At 70.2% G+C, this 20,490-nt stretch carries 17 protein-coding genes; 8 read left to right on the top strand and 9 right to left on the bottom strand.

The annotated features are described in order from the left end of the window. Positions 1 to 25: 25 nt before the first annotated feature. Together ACWDOP_RS18865 and ACWDOP_RS18870 are read left to right on the top strand one after the other, a co-directional pair. Positions 26 to 1,192 carry a VWA domain-containing protein gene (locus tag ACWDOP_RS18865; protein ID WP_456346116.1) on the top strand — a complete coding sequence of 389 codons (1,167 nt, stop codon included), beginning with the start codon at positions 26 to 28 and terminating at the stop codon, positions 1,190 to 1,192. 94 nt (positions 1,193 to 1,286) lie between these two features. Beyond that, entirely contained in the window at positions 1,287 to 2,852 is a 1,566-nt protein-coding gene (locus tag ACWDOP_RS18870) for a protein kinase domain-containing protein (protein ID WP_456346117.1), read from the top strand. A gap of 112 nt (positions 2,853 to 2,964) precedes the next feature. On the opposite strand, the gene ACWDOP_RS18875 is transcribed toward ACWDOP_RS18870, so the two are convergent. From ACWDOP_RS18875 to ACWDOP_RS18890, 4 genes are all read right to left on the bottom strand, one after another. Further along, on the bottom strand, positions 2,965 to 5,490 hold the full coding sequence (locus ACWDOP_RS18875) for an ABC transporter permease (RefSeq protein WP_456346118.1): 2,526 nt from the start codon (positions 5,488 to 5,490) through the stop codon (positions 2,965 to 2,967). After that, positions 5,490 to 6,263 (bottom strand): ABC transporter ATP-binding protein, encoded by a 774-nt coding sequence (locus tag ACWDOP_RS18880; protein ID WP_454203643.1) that lies wholly within the window; start codon positions 6,261 to 6,263, stop codon positions 5,490 to 5,492. Before ACWDOP_RS18880 ends, ACWDOP_RS18875 begins: the two co-directional genes overlap by 1 nt. A 93-nt stretch (positions 6,264 to 6,356) precedes the next feature. Beyond that, positions 6,357 to 7,913 (bottom strand): serine/threonine-protein kinase, encoded by a 1,557-nt coding sequence (locus ACWDOP_RS18885; RefSeq protein WP_456346119.1) that lies wholly within the window; start codon positions 7,911 to 7,913, stop codon positions 6,357 to 6,359. 190 nt (positions 7,914 to 8,103) lie between these two features. Further along, positions 8,104 to 9,930 (bottom strand): serine/threonine-protein kinase, encoded by a 1,827-nt coding sequence (locus tag ACWDOP_RS18890; protein WP_456346120.1) that lies wholly within the window; start codon positions 9,928 to 9,930, stop codon positions 8,104 to 8,106. A gap of 253 nt (positions 9,931 to 10,183) precedes the next feature. Between ACWDOP_RS18890 and ACWDOP_RS18895 the strand changes: the two genes are divergently transcribed. The 4 genes from ACWDOP_RS18895 (at position 10,184) to ACWDOP_RS18910 (ending at position 14,342) form a co-directional block, all read left to right on the top strand. Beyond that, on the top strand, positions 10,184 to 10,954 hold the full coding sequence (locus ACWDOP_RS18895) for a deoxyribonuclease IV (protein WP_456346121.1): 771 nt from the start codon (positions 10,184 to 10,186) through the stop codon (positions 10,952 to 10,954). 116 nt (positions 10,955 to 11,070) lie between these two features. Continuing rightward, positions 11,071 to 12,006 (top strand): TauD/TfdA dioxygenase family protein, encoded by a 936-nt coding sequence (locus ACWDOP_RS18900; protein ID WP_454203647.1) that lies wholly within the window; start codon positions 11,071 to 11,073, stop codon positions 12,004 to 12,006. 198 nt (positions 12,007 to 12,204) lie between these two features. Continuing rightward, entirely contained in the window at positions 12,205 to 13,416 is a 1,212-nt protein-coding gene (locus ACWDOP_RS18905; protein ID WP_456346122.1) for a CaiB/BaiF CoA transferase family protein, read from the top strand. After that, positions 13,416 to 14,342, top strand: coding sequence for a hydroxymethylglutaryl-CoA lyase (locus tag ACWDOP_RS18910; RefSeq protein WP_454203649.1), 927 nt, complete (start codon positions 13,416 to 13,418; stop codon positions 14,340 to 14,342). Before ACWDOP_RS18905 ends, ACWDOP_RS18910 begins: the two co-directional genes overlap by 1 nt. A gap of 179 nt (positions 14,343 to 14,521) precedes the next feature. Here ACWDOP_RS18910 and ACWDOP_RS18915 read toward each other — a convergent pair whose 3' ends face one another. Then, positions 14,522 to 14,779: a hypothetical protein gene (locus ACWDOP_RS18915; RefSeq protein ID WP_354991197.1), complete on the bottom strand. Its 258-nt coding sequence runs from the start codon at positions 14,777 to 14,779 to the stop codon at positions 14,522 to 14,524. Positions 14,780 to 15,081: 302 nt separating this feature from the next. On the opposite strand from ACWDOP_RS18915, the gene ACWDOP_RS18920 reads away from it, so the two are divergent. Continuing rightward, the gene (locus tag ACWDOP_RS18920) at positions 15,082 to 15,627 is read left to right on the top strand and encodes a hypothetical protein (protein WP_456346123.1); all 546 of its coding nucleotides are present in this window, start codon (positions 15,082 to 15,084) and stop codon (positions 15,625 to 15,627) included. Positions 15,628 to 15,651: 24 nt separating this feature from the next. Here ACWDOP_RS18920 and ACWDOP_RS18925 read toward each other — a convergent pair whose 3' ends face one another. From ACWDOP_RS18925 to ACWDOP_RS18935, 3 genes are all read right to left on the bottom strand, one after another. Continuing rightward, positions 15,652 to 16,815 carry a hypothetical protein gene (locus tag ACWDOP_RS18925; RefSeq protein ID WP_456346124.1) on the bottom strand — a complete coding sequence of 388 codons (1,164 nt, stop codon included), beginning with the start codon at positions 16,813 to 16,815 and terminating at the stop codon, positions 15,652 to 15,654. A 196-nt stretch (positions 16,816 to 17,011) separates the two neighbouring features. Further along, complete coding sequence (locus ACWDOP_RS18930) at positions 17,012 to 18,139, bottom strand: acyl-CoA dehydrogenase family protein (RefSeq protein WP_456346125.1); 1,128 nt, start codon at positions 18,137 to 18,139, stop codon at positions 17,012 to 17,014. Positions 18,140 to 18,148: 9 nt separating this feature from the next. Continuing rightward, positions 18,149 to 19,318 carry an acyl-CoA dehydrogenase family protein gene (locus tag ACWDOP_RS18935; RefSeq protein ID WP_454203653.1) on the bottom strand — a complete coding sequence of 390 codons (1,170 nt, stop codon included), beginning with the start codon at positions 19,316 to 19,318 and terminating at the stop codon, positions 18,149 to 18,151. Between the two features lie 213 nt (positions 19,319 to 19,531). Between ACWDOP_RS18935 and ACWDOP_RS18940 the strand changes: the two genes are divergently transcribed. After that, complete coding sequence (locus tag ACWDOP_RS18940; protein ID WP_456346126.1) at positions 19,532 to 20,284, top strand: hypothetical protein; 753 nt, start codon at positions 19,532 to 19,534, stop codon at positions 20,282 to 20,284. Here ACWDOP_RS18940 and ACWDOP_RS18945 read toward each other — a convergent pair. Further along, the coding region (locus ACWDOP_RS18945) for a hypothetical protein (protein ID WP_456346127.1) at positions 20,281 to 20,490 on the bottom strand (210 nt) is incomplete at its 5' end. The genes ACWDOP_RS18940 and ACWDOP_RS18945 overlap by 4 nt on opposite strands.

The following is a 20,490-nucleotide window of genomic DNA, read 5'->3' on the forward strand; positions in this document are numbered from 1 at the left end:
TCGCGAACAGAACCGGAGTGATGTGATGACCGACGTGGACGAAGCGCAGGCCCGGCGGTGGCGGCTGGTGCTCGGGGCGCCCGCCGAGGGCGGCGGCACGGGCGGGCTCGGCGCGGCCGAGGACCAGGCCATGGACCGGGCGCTGGGTGCGCTGTACGACGGGGGCGGGCAGGGCGGGAGCGGGCGGCGCTCGGGCGGGCTGGGCGGGTCCGCGCCGCAGGTCGCCCGGTGGCTCGGCGACATCCGGCGGTATTTCCCGTCGACGGTCGTCGAGGTCATGCAGCGCGATGCCGTGGACCGGCTGAACCTGACCGAACTGCTGCTGGAGCCGGAACTGCTCGAGGCGGTGGAACCGGATGTGCACCTGGTCGGCACGCTGCTGAGCCTGAACCGGGTGATGCCCGAGACCACCAAGGCCACCGCGCGGACCGTGGTGGAGAAGGTGGTCCGCGAGATCGAGCGGCGGCTGGCCGCGCAGACCATCGCGGCCGTCGGCGGCGCGCTCAATCGCGCGGCCCGGGTCTCGCGGCCCAAACTCCGCGACATCGACTGGGATCGCACCATCCGCAAGAACCTGGCCAACTATCTGCCCGAGCACCGCACCGTGGTACCCGAACGCCTGGTCGGCTACGGCCGCAAGGCGCAGGCGGTGAAACGCGACGTGGTGCTGGCCATCGACCAGTCCGGGTCGATGGCGTCGAGCGTGGTGTACGCCTCGGTGTTCGGCGCGGTGCTGGCGTCGATGCGCTCGCTGAAGACGTCGCTGGTGGTGTTCGACACCGCGGTCGTCGATCTCACCGACAAGCTGTCCGATCCGGTCGACGTCCTGTTCGGCACCCAGCTCGGCGGCGGCACCGACATCAATCGCGCGATCGCCTACTCCCAGTCCCTCATCACCCGCCCCGCCGACAGCCTGTTCGTACTGATCTCCGATCTCTACGAGGGCGGCGTCCGCGCGGAGATGCTGCGCCGCATCCGCGCCATGACCGAGTCCGGCGTGCAGATGGTGGTCCTGCTGGCCCTCTCGGACGAGGGCGCCCCCGCCTACGACCACGACAACGCCGCGGCCCTGTCCGCCCTCGGCGTCCCCGCCTTCGCCTGCACCCCCGACCGCTTCCCGGACCTCCTCGCCGTGGCCCTGGACCGCGGCGACGTCCAGTCCTGGGCGAACCAGAACGCCGGAAAGGCCTGACAGCGGCCGCAAACCCGCCCGGAGCGAAGCGGAGGGCAAAATAAGCACGGTAGGCTCCTGGGCGGATCTATCTCGTGGAAACGGGGGCTCGGCATTGCGCTCTGGTGATGTGTTCGCCGGTTACGTCATCGAACGCGAGCTCGGTCGCGGCGGTATGGGAGCGGTATATCTGGCCCAGCATCCGCGGCTGCCGCGGAAGACGGCGTTGAAACTGCTCAATCAGGAGATGTTCACCGACACCGAGATTCGTGCCCGGTTCGTCCGGGAAGCGGACCTGGTGGCGCAGTTGGACCATCCGAATATCGTCACGGTCTACGACCGCGGCACCGAGGGCGAACAGCTGTGGATATCCATGCAGTTCGTCGACGGGGTGAACGCGGCCGCGGTCAAGGCCGGGAACCTGCCGCCCATGCGGGCCGTGCAGATCATCACCGAGACGGCCAAGGCGCTGGACTACGCGCACGGGCGCGGCGTCCTGCATCGCGATGTGAAGCCCGCCAACATCCTGCTGGCCCGGGCCTCGGCCAAGTCGGGTTCCGGCGGGGAGCGGGTGTACCTCACCGACTTCGGTATCGCCCGGCTGCGCGACGACACCGGTCATCTCACCCAGACCGGCACCGTGACCGCGACCCTGGCCTACGCCTCGCCCGAACAGCTCACCGGCGCGACCCTGGACGGCCGTTCGGACCAGTACGCGCTGGCCTGCACGCTGTTCCAATTGCTCACCGGCGCGGTGCCGTTCGAGGGCACCAGCCCGGCGGCGGTGATCCGCGGGCACCTGCAGCAACCGCCGCCCCCGGCCAGCCCGCTGCGCCCCGAGCTACCCCGCGCCATCGACGGCGTCCTGGCCCGCGCGCTGGCCAAGCGCCCGCAGGACCGCTTCCGCTCCTGCACCGAATTCGCCGCGGCCATCGAACGCGTGCTCACCGCTCCGCGCACGCCCCCGCGCCCGCCGACGCCGGTGCGGCCGCAGCCGATCGTCAATCCGGCGCCGCCGCGGCAGCCGACCCCGGCGCATCCGCAGCCCGTCATCAAGCCGGCCACCCCCGCCACCCCGCGGCCGCAGCCGCCCGGCCCGCAGCCCGGCCCCGGTCCGCGGCCCGCGTTCGGAAATCAGCCGCCCCCGTCGACCCCGGCGTACCCCAAGCAGTCCGGCTCCGGTTCGGCCTACCCGGTCCCCAATTCCGGTGCGGCGTACCCGAATCAGCAGTCGGGACCGGCCTTCCCACAGCAGTCGGGCGGCTCGTCCCCGGCGTACCCGAACCAGTCCGCGCCCCCGGGCCCGGCGTACCCGAGCCAGTCCGGATCTGCGCCCGCGTTCCCCCAGCAGCAGGCGCCGATCGCGACGCCGTCGTATCAGAACCCGGCGAACAAGGGTTTCGTACACCAGGCCCCGGTGCCGGCCTACGGCCAATCCGGCCAGCCGCGCAATCCGTCGCAGCAGATGTACCGGCAACCACCGCAGCAGAGTTCGAGCCCGATCGGCTGGATCATCGGCGGCATCGTAGTGGTGCTGATCATCGTGATCGTGGCGATCGCGATCATCGCGAACAGCGGCAAGTCGAGTTCGCTCGGCCCGGTCGCCCCGGAGTCGAGCCTCGCGCTCGCCGCGGGCGATCTCGTGCCCGGCCCGTACGCCGGAGAGCTGTTCCGGCCCTAGGCGTCGGGGATCGGGCGGTCCCGGCTCCGAGTCGCCCGCCAGCACGAACGGCTCCGGCCGGTCACCGTGGTGACCGGCCGGAGCGCCTGTACCGCAATCCCTTCCGCGCGACCTAGACGTCGGCGATGGCGGCCAGCGGCGGCGTCCGCGCCGCCCGCACCGCCGGCCACAGTGCCGCGAGCACGCCGACGAACCCGGATCCGACGAGCATCAGCACCAGCTGCCCCCACGGCACCGCGATCTGCGCGAGGCCGAGATCCCGCAGCGTGCGCAGGAATCCGACGCCGAGCCCGAGGCCGAGCACGACGCCGACCACCGCGCCGAAGATGGCGATGAGCATGGACTCCAGGTAGATGGTGCGCCGTACCTGCGGGCGTTGCATGCCCACCGCGCGCAGCATGCCGATCTCCCGGCGGCGTTCCACCACCGACAGTGCGAGGGTGTTCACGATGCCGAGGATGGCGATCACCACCGCCAGCGCCAGCAGGCCGTACAGGATGGCGAGCATGGTGTTGATCTGCTTGCCCTGCGCGCCCTTGAAGTCCTCGCGGTCCTGAACCTGCACCACTACATAGGGTTCCATGGCCTTCTCCAGGTCGGTGCGCATGGTGGCGAGGTTCGCGCCGGGTTCCGCGGTCATCAGGACGATGAAGTTGTTGCGGAAGTTCACCGGCATGACCTGGTTGTACAGCGACGTCGAGGCCACCAGCGGCCCGAGCAGCTGGGTGTCCTTGTACACGCCGCTGACGGTGACCGGGTACTTCTTGAAGTCCAGGCTGGTCAGCTCGACCTTCTCGCCGACCTTCCAGCCGTGCTCGCCCGCAACGGTTTCCGACACCAGGATGTCGTTGTCGCCCAGCGTCCGGGTGCCCGAGAGCAGGTCGTAGCTGAGCACGTTGTCCAGCGGTCCCTCGGCGACGGTGCCGAACACCTGCTCGTCGCCGACCTTGACTGCCATCACGTGGAAGGCCACGACGTCCTTGATCCCCGGCACGGATTTCACCGCGTCGCCGGCGGGCAGCGGCACGCCGATGATGCCACCGGGCGGGCCGGCCAGGATGTAGTCCGCCTTCACACCCTTGTCCACGAGGTCGGTGATGCTCGCCTTGGCCGAGGCCCCGAGCATGCCGATGGCCGAGACCAGCATGAGTCCGAGGGTGAGCGCGAACGCCGTCGCGGCCGTGCGCCGGGGGTTGCGGCGGGCGTTGTTCCGCGCCATCTGCCCGACCGGGCCGAAGGGCCGCACCAGCACGCCGAGCGCACCGACCACCGGGCGCGAGAGCGCGGGCGAGGCCAGCAGCACGGCGAAGATCAGGGCGAGCGCGCCGACGCCGACGGTCGCCGCGGCGTTGCCGCCGGTGCGCTGGGCGCCGATCACCACCAGGGCCACACCGGCGACGGCGAGTACCGCGCCGACGATGGACCGCATGCGCAACGAGCCGTCGTGCGAACTGAATTCCGCGCGCATGGCTTCCACCGGCGGAATCGTGGCGGCGCGGCGGGCGGGCGCGTAGGCGCTGACCACGGTCACCAGCACGCCGACCAGCAGGCCCACCACGATGGTGCGCGGCTGCACCGACATCGAGCCGGTCGGCAGACCGAGATCGAAGGCGTTGAGCATGGCCGAGAGCCCGAAGGCGAGCCCGACGCCGGCCGCGAGACCCAGTGCGCTGCCGATGATTCCGATGATCAGCGCCTCGCCGACCACCGAGCGGCCCACCTGCCCGCGGCTGGCGCCGACGGCGCGCAGCAGCGCGAGTTCGCGCAGGCGCTGTGCCACCAGCATCGAGAAGGTGTTGTAGATGATGAAGGTGCCGACGATGAGCGCGATGGAGCCGAAGGCCAGCAGGAAGTAGTTGATGAACTTGAGCGCGTCCCCGACCTCCTTCTTCATGTCCTCGCGGACCTGATCGCCGTTCTGCACCTTGTAGTTCGGCATGGTCTTGGCGATCTCGTCGCGCAGATCGTTCGCCGCCACACCGGGTTTCGCGGCGATGTCCACGAAGGCGACGTGCTGACCGTCGGTGAAGAGCTCGCGCGCCTGGGCGTCGTCGAAGAGCAGATTGATGAAACCGCCGGTGTTGGAGGGCAGGTCGTAGATGCCGCTCACGGTGACGTCGATGTTGCCCTTCGAGGGAATCAGCACCGTGGTCCGATCACCCACGTTCAGGCCGGCGCGATCGGCGCCGCCCTCGTTGATGGCGATCTCACCGGCCTTGCTCGGCGGCACGCCGCGTAGGAACTTGTCCGGCTCGGCGATCGCCTTGTCCGGCGGCAGATACGAGTTGCCGAAGGTGGGCGCGCCGCCGGTCTGCACCGCCTTGCCGTCCTGCAGCAGGACGACCGGGCCGTTCACGCTGGGCGCGACCGAGCGCACGCCGGACATGGCGGCGATCTTGTCGACGTCCTCGTTCGGAATGCCCAGGGACTGGCGCTCCTTCGGCGCGACGCGCACGTCGACGCCCTTGGCCTGATTGGCGAAGATGTCGTCGAAGCTGCCCTGCAGGGTATCGGTGAAGACGAACGAACCCGCGATGAAGGCGGTTCCGAGAACCACCGACAGCAGGGTCAGCACCAGTCGCACCTTGTGCGCGGCGAGATTGCGCAAGGCGACCTTGCGCATGGGACTTCCGGACATCAGACGGTCTCCAGCGACTTCATCTTGTCGAGCACGGAATCGGCGGTGGGCGAGCGCAATTCGTCGACGATATGACCGTCGGCGAGGAAGACCACGCGATCGGCGTAGGAGGCCGCGCGCGGATCGTGCGTCACGATTACCACGGTCTGACGGAATTCGTCGACCGCGGCGCGCAGGATGGAGAGCACTTCCCCGGACGAGCGGGAGTCGAGGTTACCGGTCGGCTCGTCGCCGAAGATGATGTCCGGCTGCCCCGCGAGCGCGCGGGCGCACGCCACGCGCTGCTGCTGGCCGCCGGAGAGTTCGCTGGGCCGGTGGTTGAGGCGATCGGTCAGACCGAGCCGCTCAACCACGCTGGTGAGCCACTTCTCGTCGGCCTTGCGGCCGGCGATGTCCAGCGGCAGGGTGATGTTCTCCAGCGCCGTCAGGGTGGGAACCAGGTTGAACGCCTGGAAGACGAAGCCGATGCGGTCGCGGCGCAACTGGGTCATCTGCTTGTCCGAGAGCTGGGTGAGGTCGGTGTCGCCGATGTGGACCGATCCGCCGGTGGCGGCGTCCAATCCGGCCAGGCAGTGCATGAGGGTCGATTTGCCGGAACCCGAGGGCCCCATGATCGCGGTGAACTCCCCTTTCGCGAAGTCGGCGGTCACCCCGTCCAGCGCACGCACCTGGGTGTCGCCTGATCCGTAGAACTTTGTCAGTTCGGTCGCCCGGGCGGCGACCTCGGTCGCGCCCTTGTCGAGGGTGACGGAGTCCGAGACGTTCGAAGTCATGGTGTCCAGTGTGTCGGCCTTCGCTGAGCCGCGCCATCCGGGATACCCCCTAGACCCGCAACCTCATGGACTCCTCACAAATCGGGCGTGAACTCAGGGTATGGGGGCAATACTGCCCTCGGGAGACGGCGCGTCGGAGGTCGTTTCGTACGTCGGTTCCCATACGGTTGTGGGCTCGGCAGGCGCTTCGTACTCGGTGGTCGGCACAACCGTGGTCGGCGTGGTCGTGGTGCCGAAGGGCAGATAGCGGTTCGCGACGGCCACACAACCACCCGCCAGGAGCAGCACCGCCACCGTGAGCACCACGACCCACAGCAGACAGCCGCGCAGGCGGGACTTGCGGCGCTTCCGGACCGGTTGCCTGCCCCAGCCGGGACCGGGACGGGCACCGGGCAGTCGCGGGGCCGGAGCGGGAGTTCGATTGCCCGGCAACGACGTTCCGGCGGCGGAGGCGCCGAACTTGCGGGTCGCGGGACGCGCCGCCGGGGCGGGCGCGGGCGGCCGGGCGACGCCGGCGGTGAAGTTCGTGGGCGGAGCGGCTGCGCCGGGACGGGCCGGCACGGGCTGCGACGGCACGCTGATCACCCCGCGCGGCGGCGGGGTCGCCTGTGCGGGTGCGTATCCGGGAGCGGGCGTCCCCTGGAAGCCGGCCGGCCGGGCCAGACCGCCGGACCCGTTGCCCGCGTGGCCACCGGGTCCGTTCCCGGCGTAGCCGCCGGCCCCGTTACCCGCGGCGCCGCGGCCGGGAACGCCGTTGCTCGCGTGCGCGCCGCCCCGGGCACCGCCGGGCGCCGCCCCCGCGTACCCGTTGCCCGGGTGCCCGCCCGTCAGGGCGCGCTGCGCGGCGGTGGCGAACTCGACGCACGAATCGAACCGTTCCGCAGGACTTTTCGCCATGGCGCGGGCCAGGACCGCGTCCAGCGCGGGCGGCAGACCGGGCCGCAGCGCGCTCACCCGGGGCGGCGGCGTGTTCAGGTGCCCCTGCATGATCGCCACCGGATGCTCGGCGCTGAAGGGCACGTCGCCGGTCAGCAGCCGGAACAGCGTGCAGGCCAGCGAGTACTGGTCGCAGCGGTGATCGAGGTCGCCGCCGATCAGCTGTTCGGGGGCCGCGTAGGCCAGGGTCGCGGTGAACGAGCCGGTCTGGGTGAGCCGGGCCGCGGAATCGTCGCGCAGGCGCGCGATGCCGAAGTCCGCCAGGAACACCCGGTCCTCGCCGTCATCGTGCTCCAGCAGGATGTTGGCGGGCTTCACGTCGCGGTGCAGCACACCCTTGCGATGCGCGTAGTCCAGCGCCTGGGCGGTGGCCGCGATGATCCGGACGGCCTGGGCCGGAGCCAGTTTCGCCGAATCCAGGGTGGAGGCGTCGGGGCCGTCGATGTAGCGCATGGAGATCCACAGCTGATCGCCGTCGCTGCCGCGGTCGTAGATCGGCACGATGTGCGGATGCTCGAGCCGGGCCACCAGGTCGGCCTCCCGCTCGAAGCGGGCGCGAGTCTCGGTATCGCCGAACAGGTCCCGGTTCAGCAGCTTGAGCGCCGTCCGGCGCGGCAGCCGCGGATGCTGGGCCAGGTACACCGCGCCCATTCCGCCCCGGCCGAGTTCGCGCTCGATCAGGTAACCGGCGAACCTCTCCCCGCTGCGCAGCACGCCGACCCTTTCGCTCGATTACGAACGGGACCCTAACGCGCGCGCGGCGGGCCCGACAACCTCCCCGCTCCCGGCCGTGGCTCAGGCAACAGACCGGGACGGGTGTGCCGAATTCGCGCCCGGAGCCGCGTCGGCACGGCGGCGATCCGGCTCCGGACCGGCCGAATACCGGCCGATCCGTGCACCCGGATCAGTTCAGCGGCGCCGAGCGCCACCAGGTGAGCACCTCGTCGATGGTGCCGACCACGCCGTCGGTGTACATCAGGAACACCGCGCGCTCGTTGTCGCCGGTGAAGGCGGTGACCATACGCGGGCGATCCTGATCGGTGAACTGGTAGTTCGTGTAGGTCTTGCCGCCGTTGGCGTCGGAGGACTTGGTGTCCGGGGACAGCGCGTTCACCACGGCCTGCGCCTTGGCCGGGGAGCTGTAGACGTAGAACCGGTAGAACGGATCCTTGTTCTCGCCGCCGCCGAAGCAGCGCCACTGCACCGAGTAGTCGCCGAAATCGGGCTCGCCCTCGGACTTGTCCGGCGGGCTGGACGGATCGGCCACCCAGCAGTCCGCGCCGTTGTAGCCGATGTCGCCGCTCTCGGACGCGGGCACCATGCGCGGGAACTTCGCGGCGATCGCCGAGGCGTCACCGGGCGAGCCCGCCGAGGTGGTGGTCGGTTTCGCCGAGGGCGTGGTCTTGCCCGTGGGGTTCGACTTCGCGGTGGTGGACACCCCCGAAGCCGTTGTCAGACCGCGGTTCTCCTCGTCGCTGCCGCCGCCGAGCGCCACGCCGACCACGACCGCGCCGATGACCAGCACGAGCGCGCCGACGATGGCGCCGATGATCACCCCGGCGTTGGACTTCTTCGGCGGCGGCCCACCCGGGCGCTGACCGCCGATCGGGCCGCCCATGGTCGGCGGGCCCGGCGGAACTCCCCCGCCGGTGCCGGCGAAGTTGTAGGCCGGGGCGGTGTACTGGTTCGTCGGCTGCGGGGCGCCGGTGTAGGTGTTGGCCACCGGCTGCGGCTGCGGCGTGTGGCCCATGGTCTGGAAGTGGTTCGGCCCCGAGGTGGTCGGGCTCGGACCGCCGGTCATGGGATTGACCATCGGGCCGGCGCCGCCGGTGTGCGGCTGCACCGGCATCGGCGGCGCGGTGCGGTTGCCCACCAGCGGCATGGCCGGCGCGCTCGGCGCGGACAGCGCCCGGCGCGCGGCCGCGGCGAAATCGCTGCAGGTCGCGAACCGCTCCTCCGCGCGCTTGGCCATGGCCTTGTTCAGCACCATGTCCAGCGCCGGCGGCAGGCCCGGGCGGGCGCTGCTCAGCGGCGGCGGCGGATTCTGCAGGTGCCCCTGGATGACGGCGGCCGGATTGGTGGCCGAGAACGGGCCGGACCCGGTGAGCAGCCAGAACAGGGTGCAGGCCAGCGAGTACTGGTCGGAGCGGCCGTCCAGCGCCGAACCGGTGAGCTGTTCGGGCGAGGCGTAGGCCAGGGTCGCGGTGAAAGTGCCGGTCTGGGTGAGGTTCTGGCCGTGATCGTCGCGCAGGCGGGCGATGCCGAAGTCGGTGAGGTAGACGCGTTCGCCCTTGCCGCCGGTGGACCGCGCGAGCAGGATGTTGGCCGGCTTCACGTCGCGGTGCAGCACCTCGTTGCGGTGCGCGTAGTCCAGCGCGTCGCCCATCTCGGCGATGATCTGCACGGCGCGTTCGGGCGGCAGGGTCAGCGCGTTCACGCTCGCGGCGTCGACGCCGTCGATGTACTGCATGGAGATCCACAGCTGGCCGTCTTCCAGCCCGCGGTCGTACACGGTGACGATGTTGTGGTGGTCCAGCTGCGCGACCAGGTCCGCCTCCCGCTCGAAGCGGGCGCGAACCTCCTTGTCGAAGACCATCTCCCGGTTCAGCAACTTGAGCGCGGTCATGCGCGGCAGGCGCGGGTGCTTGGCCAGGTAGACCGAACCCATTCCCCCGCGACCCAACTGCCGCTCGATCACATAACCGGCGAAAACGTCGCCGTTGGACAGCATGACCAGCTCTCACTTCCCACGTCGTGCGCCGGGACCCACCAGCGCGCGGCGTACCGCAAACGATCGGCATGATCGCACTCGGGCCGATCCGGAAAACACCGAAACCATAGCAGGACGGCGATGAATCACCCCGTCGATCCGGGCTCGGCAACACAGTCCTTACCGAACTATCTCCGCCCGCAGCGAAAGCGCAACAACCGTGACCGCCGTCTCGTCGCGGAGGCTGTCGGACGCTAGCGATAGCCTGTATCGCATGCGCATAGGAGCACACGTTCGGACCGAGGGCGACCCCATCGCGTTCGGGGACAAGCTGGGCGCCGACGTCATCCAGATGTTCGTGGTGGATCCGCAGAGCTGGGACAAACCCCAGCCGCATCCCCTGGCCGCGGAGATCAAGGCCAGCCCGATCGAGGTGGTGGTGCACTCCAGCTACCAGATCAACGTGGCCAGCCTGAACAACCGCCTGCGCATGCCCTCCCGCAACGCGGTGGCGGCCCAGGCGAAGGCCGCGGCCGAGCTCGGCGCCTTCGGCCTGGTCGTGCACGGCGGGCACGTGCGCAAGGACGAGGAGATGCTCGAGGGGATCCTGAACTGGCGCAAACTCTTCGAACGCCAGCAGGACAAGGGCGGCTTCGCCGTGCCCATCCTGATCGAGAACACCGCGGGCGGAAATCACGCCATGGCACGGCATTTCGACGACATCGCCCGGCTGTGGGACGCCGTCGGCGACTTCGGCGCCGGTTTCTGCCTGGACACCTGCCACGCCTGGGCCGGCGGCGAGGAACTGCTGGGCGTGGTGGACAGGATCAAGGCCATCACCGGCCGGATCGACCTGGTGCACCTGAACTCCTCGCGCGACGCGTTCGACTCCGGCGCGGACAGGCACGCGAACCTGTCCGAGGGCACCATCGACCCGCAGCTGCTGGTGGAGGTGTGCCGGGCGGTGGACGCGCCGATCGTGCTGGAGACCCCGGCCGAGGGCGTCGCCGAGGATCTGGCCTACCTGCGGGAGCAGGTGGGCTGAGCCGGGCGGGGGCCGGTTCCAGCCCGCTCTTTCGATCCGGCTGCGCCTAATCCTGTTTCCCGCGGGGCCTCGATGGTGTGCTCGTACGCAGCATCCGATCGAGCGAAAGGCCCTGTATGTCCGTCGATTACGCCACCGCCACCGCCACCGTGGTGAAGCTCGGCAGCAAGATAGGCGCTCGCATCGACGGCGTGCGCCTGGGCGCCGATCTGCCGCCCGAGACCGTCGAGCTCATCCAGTCGGCGCTGGCCGAGCACAAGGTCATCTTCTTCCGCGGCCAGGAGCACCTGACCGAGGACGGCCAGTACGAGTTCGCCGAACTGCTCGGCTCCCCCACCACGCCGCACCCGACCGTCACCTCCAAGGGCGTCAAGTCCCTGCCCATCGACTCCGAGTACGGCCGGGCCAACAGCTGGCACACCGATGTCAGCTTCGTGGACCGGATCCCGAAGGCGTCCATCCTGCGCGCGGTGCACCTGCCCTCCTACGGCGGCTCCACCACCTGGGCCTCCACCGTCGCCGCCTACGAGGCGCTGCCCGCACCGCTCAAGGTGCTGGTGGAGAACCTGCGCGCCCGGCACACCAATGTCTACGACTACGCCGCCGACCGCAGCGACACCGCCGCGGCCAACGAGCACGGTAAGGCGTACCGCGCGGAGTTCGAGTCGAACTACTACGAGACCGAGCACCCCGTCGTGCGCGTGCACCCGGTCACCGGCGAGCGCGCCCTGCTGCTGGGGCACTTCGTGAAGAACTTCGTCGGCCTGTCCGCCGCCGAGTCCCAGGCGCTGTTCCAGCTGCTGCAGAACCGGGTCATCAAGCTGGAGAACACCACCCGCTGGAACTGGCAGCTCGGTGACGTCGCCATCTGGGACAACCGCGCGACCCAGCACTACGCCATCGACGACTACGACGGCGAGCCCCGCCGCCTGACCCGCATCACCCTCGCGGGCGACGTCCCGGTCGACGTGCACGGCGAACCCAGCACCATCATCAGCGGCAACGCCGAGCACTACTCCATCATCGAACAGGTCGCCCCGCGCGCGGCCTGAGCGAGCCGGCCCCGAGTGTGATGTTCTTGCGCACAGCACAATCGGGGCGGGAGAAAGGCCGGGGCGACGGCCCCAACCAGCCGTCGCCCCGGCCTTTCGTCTGTCCGGAACCGCTCGCGCGCACGCCCCCTCGGGCGTCGAATCGGGCGGCGGCGGACCGGCGGTCGCGCCGCGGCGGGCGACTATAGAGTTGCCCGCATGGAGATTCGGCCGCTCGACGGCGTGCGGGTTCTGGAGCTGGGCAACTACGTCGCCGCGCCGACGGCGGGTCGGATACTCGGCGACTTCGGGGCCGAGGTCATCAAGGTGGAGCGGCCCAAAACCGGTGATGAGCTGCGCAATTGGCGGCTCTACGGCGGTGACACCTCCATGCTGTACCGCACGGTGAACCGGAACAAGAAATCCATCACCCTGGACCTGCGCACCGAGGCCGGGCGGGCGATCGTGCTCGGGCTCATCGAGAAGTGCGACGTCCTGCTCGAGAACTTCCGCCCCGGCATGCTGGAGAAGTGGGGCCTGGGGCCCGAGGTGCTCGACGCCGCCAACCCGAATCTGGTCATCACCCGCATCTCGGCGTACGGGCAGACCGGGCCGCTGGCCCAGCGCCCGGGCTTCGCCGCGGTCGCCGAGGCGGTCGGCGGCCTGCGCGAACTCGTCGGCGATCCGGACCGGCCACCGGTGCGGGTGGGCGTGTCCATCGGCGACTCCATCGCCGGCATCTACGCCGCCTTCGGCACGGTGATGGCACTGTTCCAGCGCGAGCGCGTGACCGAGGCGGTGCCGCTGACCCAGCGCGTCATCGACGTGGCGCTGAACGAATCCATCCTGTCGGTGATGGAGTCGCTGGTACCGGACTACCTCGCGTACGGCATCAACCGGGAGCGGGTCGGCGGGCGCATGGAGGGCATCGCGCCCAGCAACGCCTACCCGTGCAGCGACGGCAACAGCATCATCATCGGCGGGAACGGCGACGCCATTTTCCAGCGCTACATGCAGGTCATCGAGCGGCCCGATCTGGCGGCCGATCCGGAATTGCAGGACAACGCGGGCCGCTGGCGCAATCGCGATCGGCTCGACGCCTCGATCGCGGAATGGACGCGCACCCGCACCCCGGCGCAGGCGCTCGAAGTCCTCGAGGCCGCCGCCATTCCGTGCGGACCCATCTATACCGCCGCCGATATCGTGGCCGACGAACAATACCGGGCGCGCAATATGATTCAGGATTTCGCGGTGGACGTGGGTGAGCCCGAACCCAAGTGGGTGGGCTTCACCGGCATCGTGCCGGTCATCGGCGAGCAGTCGTTGCCCATTCGCAACGTCGGACCCGACCTGGGTGCGCACACCCGCGAGGTGCTCGCGGGACTATTGGGCATGTCCGACAGCGAGATCGACGCCCTGGAGGAACAGTGATGGAAGCGATCCTGCGCGATGTGACCCTGCGCGACGGGCTGCAGCTCACCGGCAAGGTGCTGCCGACCGAACGCAAGGCCGAGATCGTGCGCCGGCTACTGGCGCTGGGCGTCCCGGAATTGGAGATCGGGTCCATGGCGCGCCCGGATCTGGTGCCGCCCATGGCCAATACGCTCGAACTGGTCGCCGCGCTCACGCCCGAGGAATTGAGCCGCTGCTGGGTGTGGGTGGCCACGCCGCGGCACGTGGAGAAGGCCGCGGCCGCGGGCGTGCGCAATTTCCAGTACTGCTTCTCGGTCTCGGACGCGCACAACAAAGCCAATATCGGGCGCACCACCGAGGACAGTCTGGCCGCCATGCCGGACGCGGTCGCGATCGCCCGCGAGGCGGGCGGGCGCATTCAGCTGTGCCTGGCAACGGCTTTCACCTGCCCGTTCGACGGCCCGGTCGATCCGCGGCGGGTGCTGGCCATCGCCGGGGATCAGCGCGCGGCCGGATCGGCGGACATCGTGATCGCGGACACCCTGGGCCAGGCGCATCCGGCGCAGGTCTCGGCGCTGATCGCGGCGGTGGCCGCGCCGGGCCGCTGGGGTACGGCCAACCGCCGCATCGTGTTCCACGGCCATGACACCTGGGGCATGGGCGTGGCGAATTCGCTGGCGGCCATCGCCGCCGGGGCGGCCGTGGTGGACGGGTCGCTCGGCGGCCTCGGCGGCTGCCCGTTCGCACCGGGCGCCTCCGGCAACACCGCCAGCGAGGATCTGCTCTTCGCGACGCGTCCGGAATGGTTCACGCCCGAGTCGCTCGCGGAGCTCGTGCCGATATCCGAACAGTTGCTGGCCGAACTCGGCGAGCCGAATCGTTCCCGCACGGCGGAGGGCAGTCGCTCGAAAGCGGCGGCATTCGAATGGGTTGTTCGCGGTTAGCGCCAATGGCGGCAATGACTCGGACGGCAACGAATGGAAACGAGAATTGGTAGCTAATAATTAGCTGAATTCATTCACGTATTCGATGCGCGGCCGATCGCGGATTCATTTCGCGAGTTTGGCTCGACGGGCGGGAAGGGACTCGATCGGCTCCGGGTCCGTGTGCCGCCCGGGGAGAGTCAGTTGCCGTCAGTGGGCGCGTTGTCCGCGCGTAGTTTGAGCAGGACCAATCCTGCGGTGCAGGCCAGTATCAGGCCCGCGACGGTGATTTCCACATGTAGGCCCGCTATCCCGAGGATCGCGCCGACCACTCCGCCCAGGAAGAAGAGCCAGGCGGCGGCGCGGGCCAGGATCGCCGACGGTCTCGACGGTCTGTCGACCGCCGGTTCCCCGGGCCGCGCGTTGGCGCGCAGCGGGGATGTCGAGAATGCACCCATCATCCACTCCTAGATGACGCCCACCGGTTCGGCGAATCTTCGGCGCGTCTCTCGGCTAATTTCGGGCGTCTCACGTGTAACTTTGGACACACATTACGGCTCGGCAACGAAATGTCCAGGCGACACGTGCGTGCAACACGCGGACTTTATTAATCCGATATCTGAATCATTGCTGTTTGAGATATTGTCGTAGCCTTCCGGAACAGTGCCGTAGTCGAACAAATCGGACCAAGCACCCGCCTGGCCCCGAGTCATCACCTCCGTTATGGTGAGCCCACTCGAGACAATCAGGAGTGCCACGAATGGACGGCAGCAACGCCCGCGCGGACGAGCGCGGCGACACCACACCGCGGAGGCCGCTCCCCCGGCCCGCGGTCGGTGCCGCCGCCGCGGTCGGCGCGGTATCGCTGGGTCTGGTGGTTCTCGGCGCCTGCGGCCTCGGCCGGCAGGACGTCTACGTGCCGCCCCCGGCGTTGAACGCGGATCTGCAAGCCGCACCGGCGAATTCGACGTCGAGCAGCACCACCCCCGGGATCCTCATCCCGCCCTCGCCGACCTGGCGGGTCGCCTCGGATCAGCCGCCGCGGCGCACGCTGCCGCCCTCGGTCACCATCGACCCCGACGACCCGGACTACCCGGGCAACCGGACGACCACGACCACCCGCACCACGCGGCCGACCACCCCGCGCACCACCACCTCGCGGCCGCCGCGCACGACCACCGAACGCCCGGTCACGACCGAGCGCCCGGTGACCACCGAACGGCCGGTGACCACCACCGAGGACACCACCGTCGCGCCCACCACGACCACCGAACGGCCCACCGCCACCGACGATTCGGAGGAGTGAGGGCCGCCGCCGGGGGCGGCCGGACTACCAGTCGCCGTCGGTGACGGGTTTGCCCTTCGCATCTCCCAGGTGATGCACCTGGCCGGGGGCGGGATCCTGCCACGGTTCGTGGTCCGCGCCCAGCCAGTCGCCCACCGGCACGACGTTGGACAGGTCCGGGGCGGGCGGCAGATCGGAGCCGTCCGCGTCGTAGTAGTCGAACCACGGCAGGCCCGCCTCGGTGTACGCCTGCCGGTTGACCGGTGAGGGCGGCGGCGCTTCTCCGGTGATGCGCTGCCAGTCCGGCGGGGTCACCAGGTGCACGAAGACGCGGCCGGAAGGCGTTGCCGCCCAGGCCGCGAGCCGCCGATCGTCGGCGTAGATCTCCTGGTGCATGGTGCCGCCGACGCCCAGGCCCATGGCCTTCGCGGACTTGCCCGCAGCCGCGCGGGGCAGCGGCGCTCCGGGCGCCGCGGGCGGGGGCAGCGGGGCCGAACCGGCGGACGGGTGCGGTGCCGCGCCGTACACCGGGGCCTGGGCGGACGGCGCGGGCGGCGGGCCATCGGGCACGGGCATGCCGCCCCAGGGCGGCGGCTCCTTCGCGCCGTAGCCGCCGTCGAACGGGCTTCCGAGCGTCACCGGCCCGTCGCCGCGGCTCACCTCCCGTGCCCGCTGGGCCTTGCGCCACTGCGCCAACTCGATCTCGTTCAAGCCGAAGTGCTGCAACTGGATTCCGCCCCACACCTCCTCCCCCGTGACCTGACCCTCCACCGTCGCGCCCAAACCCAGTGGGACGGCGACGAATTGGCGGATGGTGCCGGCGCCGGAGTTGATGCCGTCCAGCCAGGGCTGGCGGGGTAGCACCACGTAATTCTGCGGATCGCGGCCGAGCCGGTCGCTCCAGGGCTTACCCGAGACCGCGCACACCTTGCCCACCCCGACCTGCAGCGCCGCCGGTTCGCGCGCGGAGAACGAGAGCCACATGGCCTCGCGCAGGTACATGGGCAGCATGACGCCGCCGCGCTTCGCCCACTCGTCGAGCACCGTGTCCGCGTAATCCGCGACCCGTCGCACCGGGAAATCCCCGATACCCGGCGGCAACGCGTGCGTTCCCGTCTCCGGCAGCCGCAGCGTGCGAATGAATCGCACCCGTACGTCCCCCGCCAGCACCAGCGTATTTCCGTCCAGCCGAACAGTTTCCTCTCCCATGACCGCACCCTACGCGCGGTCTCGCACCCGCCCCCACCCGATTTCACCGAACGCGGAAACGACTCGCGCCCCACCCCAGGTCGGGCGGCGCGCGCGGGTCGTCATACACGGAACCCCGTGCCCCGCAACGGCCGAACGCCCCGGAAAACGCGGGTGCCCCGCTCCGATCCGGAGCGGGGCACGTGGGCGTGATCCGTCAGAACTCGACGAGGGTGTAATCGCCGACGTGGCCGGCCAGGTGGTTGAGGTGGTCCAGGTCGGTGCCCAGGGTGCGGGCGATCGCGGTCAGGCGGGCCACGTAGTGGCTCACCGGATACTCGGTGGTGATGCCGATGCCACCGTGCATCTGGATCGCCTCCTGGCCGATGTGCCGGGCCGAACGCCCCACCTGCAGGCGGGCGCGGGCGGCGACGGTCGGATCGGTCACCTCGTCCACCAGGGCTGCCGTGGCGTACAGGCTCATACTGCGCGCCAACTCCAGGGAGACGTACATTTCGGCGGCGCGCTGGCTCAGGGTCTGGAACTTCGACAGCGTGACGCCGAACTGCTTGCGGGTCTTGAGATATTCGGTCGTCAGGCGCAGCGACTCCTCCATCGCGCCCAGCGACTCCGCGCACAGCGCGGCCTGCGCCTGGGCGGTCACCGCGGCCAGCGCGGCCGCGGTGTCGGCGTTGTCGCCGAGCAGCTCGCCCGGGGCCGAGGTGAACTCGAGCTGCGCGCCCCGGCGCTCGTCGAAGGTGCGGAAGGGCTTGCGCACCACGCCGGTCGCGTCGGCCGCGACCAGGAACAGCCCGAGCCCGCCGCCGGGCAGTTCGGCGCTGACCACGAACTCGTCGGCGCAATCCCCGTGCGGCACCGGGTTCTTCACCCCGGTCAGCACGTACCCGTCACCCTGCGGCACCGCGATCGTGGCGAGTTCCGCGGCAGGCCAGCGGGTTCCGGGCTCGTCGTGGGCGAACGCGAGCAGCTTCTCCCCCGCGATCACCTCGGGCAGCACGCGCTGCCGCTGTGCCTCGGTGCCCGCGGCGGCGATCAGGCCGCCCGGGACCAGGACCGCGTCCAGGATCGGCTCGGGCGCCAGGCGGCGGCCGACCTCCTCCAGCACGACCATGGTCTCCACCGGCCCGGCGCCGACGCCGCCGTCCTCCTCGCCGAAAGCCAGTCCCAGCACGCCGAGTTCGGCGAGCTGGTTCCAGACCTGGCGATTCCAGCCGAGTTCGGCGTCGGTGACCTTCAGGCGGGTCTCGGGGTCGTAGGCGCGGGCGAGCAGATCGCGGACCGTGTCGCGCAGCATGACCTGTTCATCGGTGAGTTCGAAATCCATGGCGGCAGCTCACAATCCGAGGATGGTGGAGGCGATGATGGTGCGCTGCACCTCGCTGGAACCTCCGTAGATGGTTGTCTTGCGGTAGTTCAGGTAGCCGGGGCCGGTGCGCTGCGCCCACGCGGGAGAGGCGATGTCATCGGCCTGTACCGGCAGCGCGTCCGGTCCCGCGATGTCCAGCAGCAGCTCGGTGGCGGCCTGCTGCAGTTCCGAACCCCGCAGCTTGAGCACCGAGGACGCCGGATTCGGCTTGCCGTCGGTGGTGTTGGACACCACCCGCATCAGCGTCAGCTCCAGCGCCAGCAGTTCGTTCTCCAGCGCCGCGATCCGAGCCGCGAACACCGGATCCTCGAGCAGCGTGCCGCGCCCCGACCTGGTCTGGGCCGCATACTCTTTCGCCACCGCCAGCTTGACCTTCGTGCGGCCGACGCCGGTGATGCCGGTGCGCTCGTTGCCGAGCAGGAACTTGGCGTAGGTCCAGCCCATGTTCTCCTCGCCGACCAGCTGATCGGCGGGCACCCGGACGTTCTCGAAGAAGACCTCGTTGACCTCGTGGCCGCCGTCGATCAGCTTGATCGGGCGAATGGTCACGCCCGGCGACTTCACGTCGAACAGCAGCATGGAGATGCCGGCCTGCTTCTTCGCCGCCGGATCGGTGCGGACCAGGCAGAAGATCCAATCCGCGTACTGCGCCAGCGTGGTCCAGATCTTCTGGCCGTTGACGATGTAGTCGTCGCCGTCGCGGACCGCGGTGGTGCGCAGCGAGGCCAGGTCCGAACCGGCGTCCGGCTCGGAGAAGCCCTGGCACCACCAGATGTCCAGGTTCGCGGTCGGCGGCAGGAAGCGCTGTTTGAGCTCCTCGGAGCCGAACTGCGCGATGACGGGGCCGATCATCTGGGCGTTGAAGGTGAGCGGCTCGATGACCGAGGCCAGCTGCATCTCGTCTTCCCAGATGTGGCGCTGCATGGGCGTCCAGTCGCGGCCGCCCCAGGCCACCGGCCACTTGGGGACCGCGTAGCCGTGCTCGTTGAGGATTCGATGCGTGGTGACGATGTCGTCCTTGGAGAGCTCGCGACCGTACTTCACGCGTTCGCGAATCTCCGCCGGGACCTTGGTCCGGTAGAACTCGCGCAGTTCGTCCCGGAATTTCACCTCATCTGGTGACAGGGCAAGTTTCATCGCTTCTCCCAGCGTCGCTGTCGTATCAAGGTCAAACCTACCCCCCGGTAATACTCGGCGTGTCGGCTGGATCACACCCGGCTACCGCCTGGGCGGACGCGATCGCGGGGCAGCTGGTACGTTGCCGTGGAGATCCGGTGCGCCGGTGCCGCTTCCGAAGCGCAGAGCCGCCGATCGCCCCACCGGTATCCCGAGTTCGCAGGAGAAGTACGAGTGAACGGCAGAACTCTTCCCGGGCGCGCCGCCTCGGTCACCGCCCTCGCCGCCGCGGCGATCCTGTGCGCGGGCGGCACGGCCGCCGCCGACGCGGAGAAGTCCCCGGTCGAGCAGGCCATCGAGCAGCTCACGACCGCCGCGGGCGACAACGCCGAGGCGCAGGCCGCGGTCACCACGGTGAGCAAGGGCGCCCAGCTGGTCGCGGCCGCCAAGCTCGGCGACATCGGCTTCCGGCCCTTCGGGTACACCGCCCCCACCATCGGCTGCGGGCACAACCTGCCCTTCACCATGACCGCCGCCTCGGCCACCCCCGGCATGGTCGACGGCCCCGAACTGGGCCTGGCCGGTCCGCCCGGCACCCTGCGCTTCCAGGCCACCCCCGCGCACTCGGGCATGCCGCTGTCCTCGGGCCTCAGTGTCGCCTGGCTCAACGTCGGCAACGGCCGCAGCGGCATCAGCCCGCTCGCCGACCTGACCGAGTACAACCTCCCGGCCCTGGCGACCACGGTCGACTCCGGCCCCGGCACCGTCGTGGCCTCGCTCTGGGGCACGATCGACTACCCGGCCGCCCGCTGCGTGGTGCTGCCGACCGTCGGCCTGTTCACCGTGGCCGAACTCCCGAAGGCCGACGGCGAGCCCGCCACCACGGGTTCGGGCGGCTCCAGCGACAGCGGCTCGAGTGGCTCCGGCGACGCGCCGGCCCCGGCGGACGCGGCCCCCGCGGCTCCGGCCGCCCCGCCCGCGAGCTAGCCGCCCGGCCCGCTGGGCTCGAACGAGCCTGCGGCACAGCCACTGTCGTGCCCGGACCGCACAGGTCCGCGAATCTCCTGGGGCAGATTCGCCAGACCGAAGGGCGCGGTCACCTCGGCCGCGGGGGCGGGCGCGACATCGCTGCCGGAGTTCTTCGACGCCGACGGCGTTGTCACCGAACAGTTCTTCGCCACCTCCGCGGACGG

The sequence above is a fragment of the Nocardia sp. NPDC003693 genome, assembly GCF_053981095.1.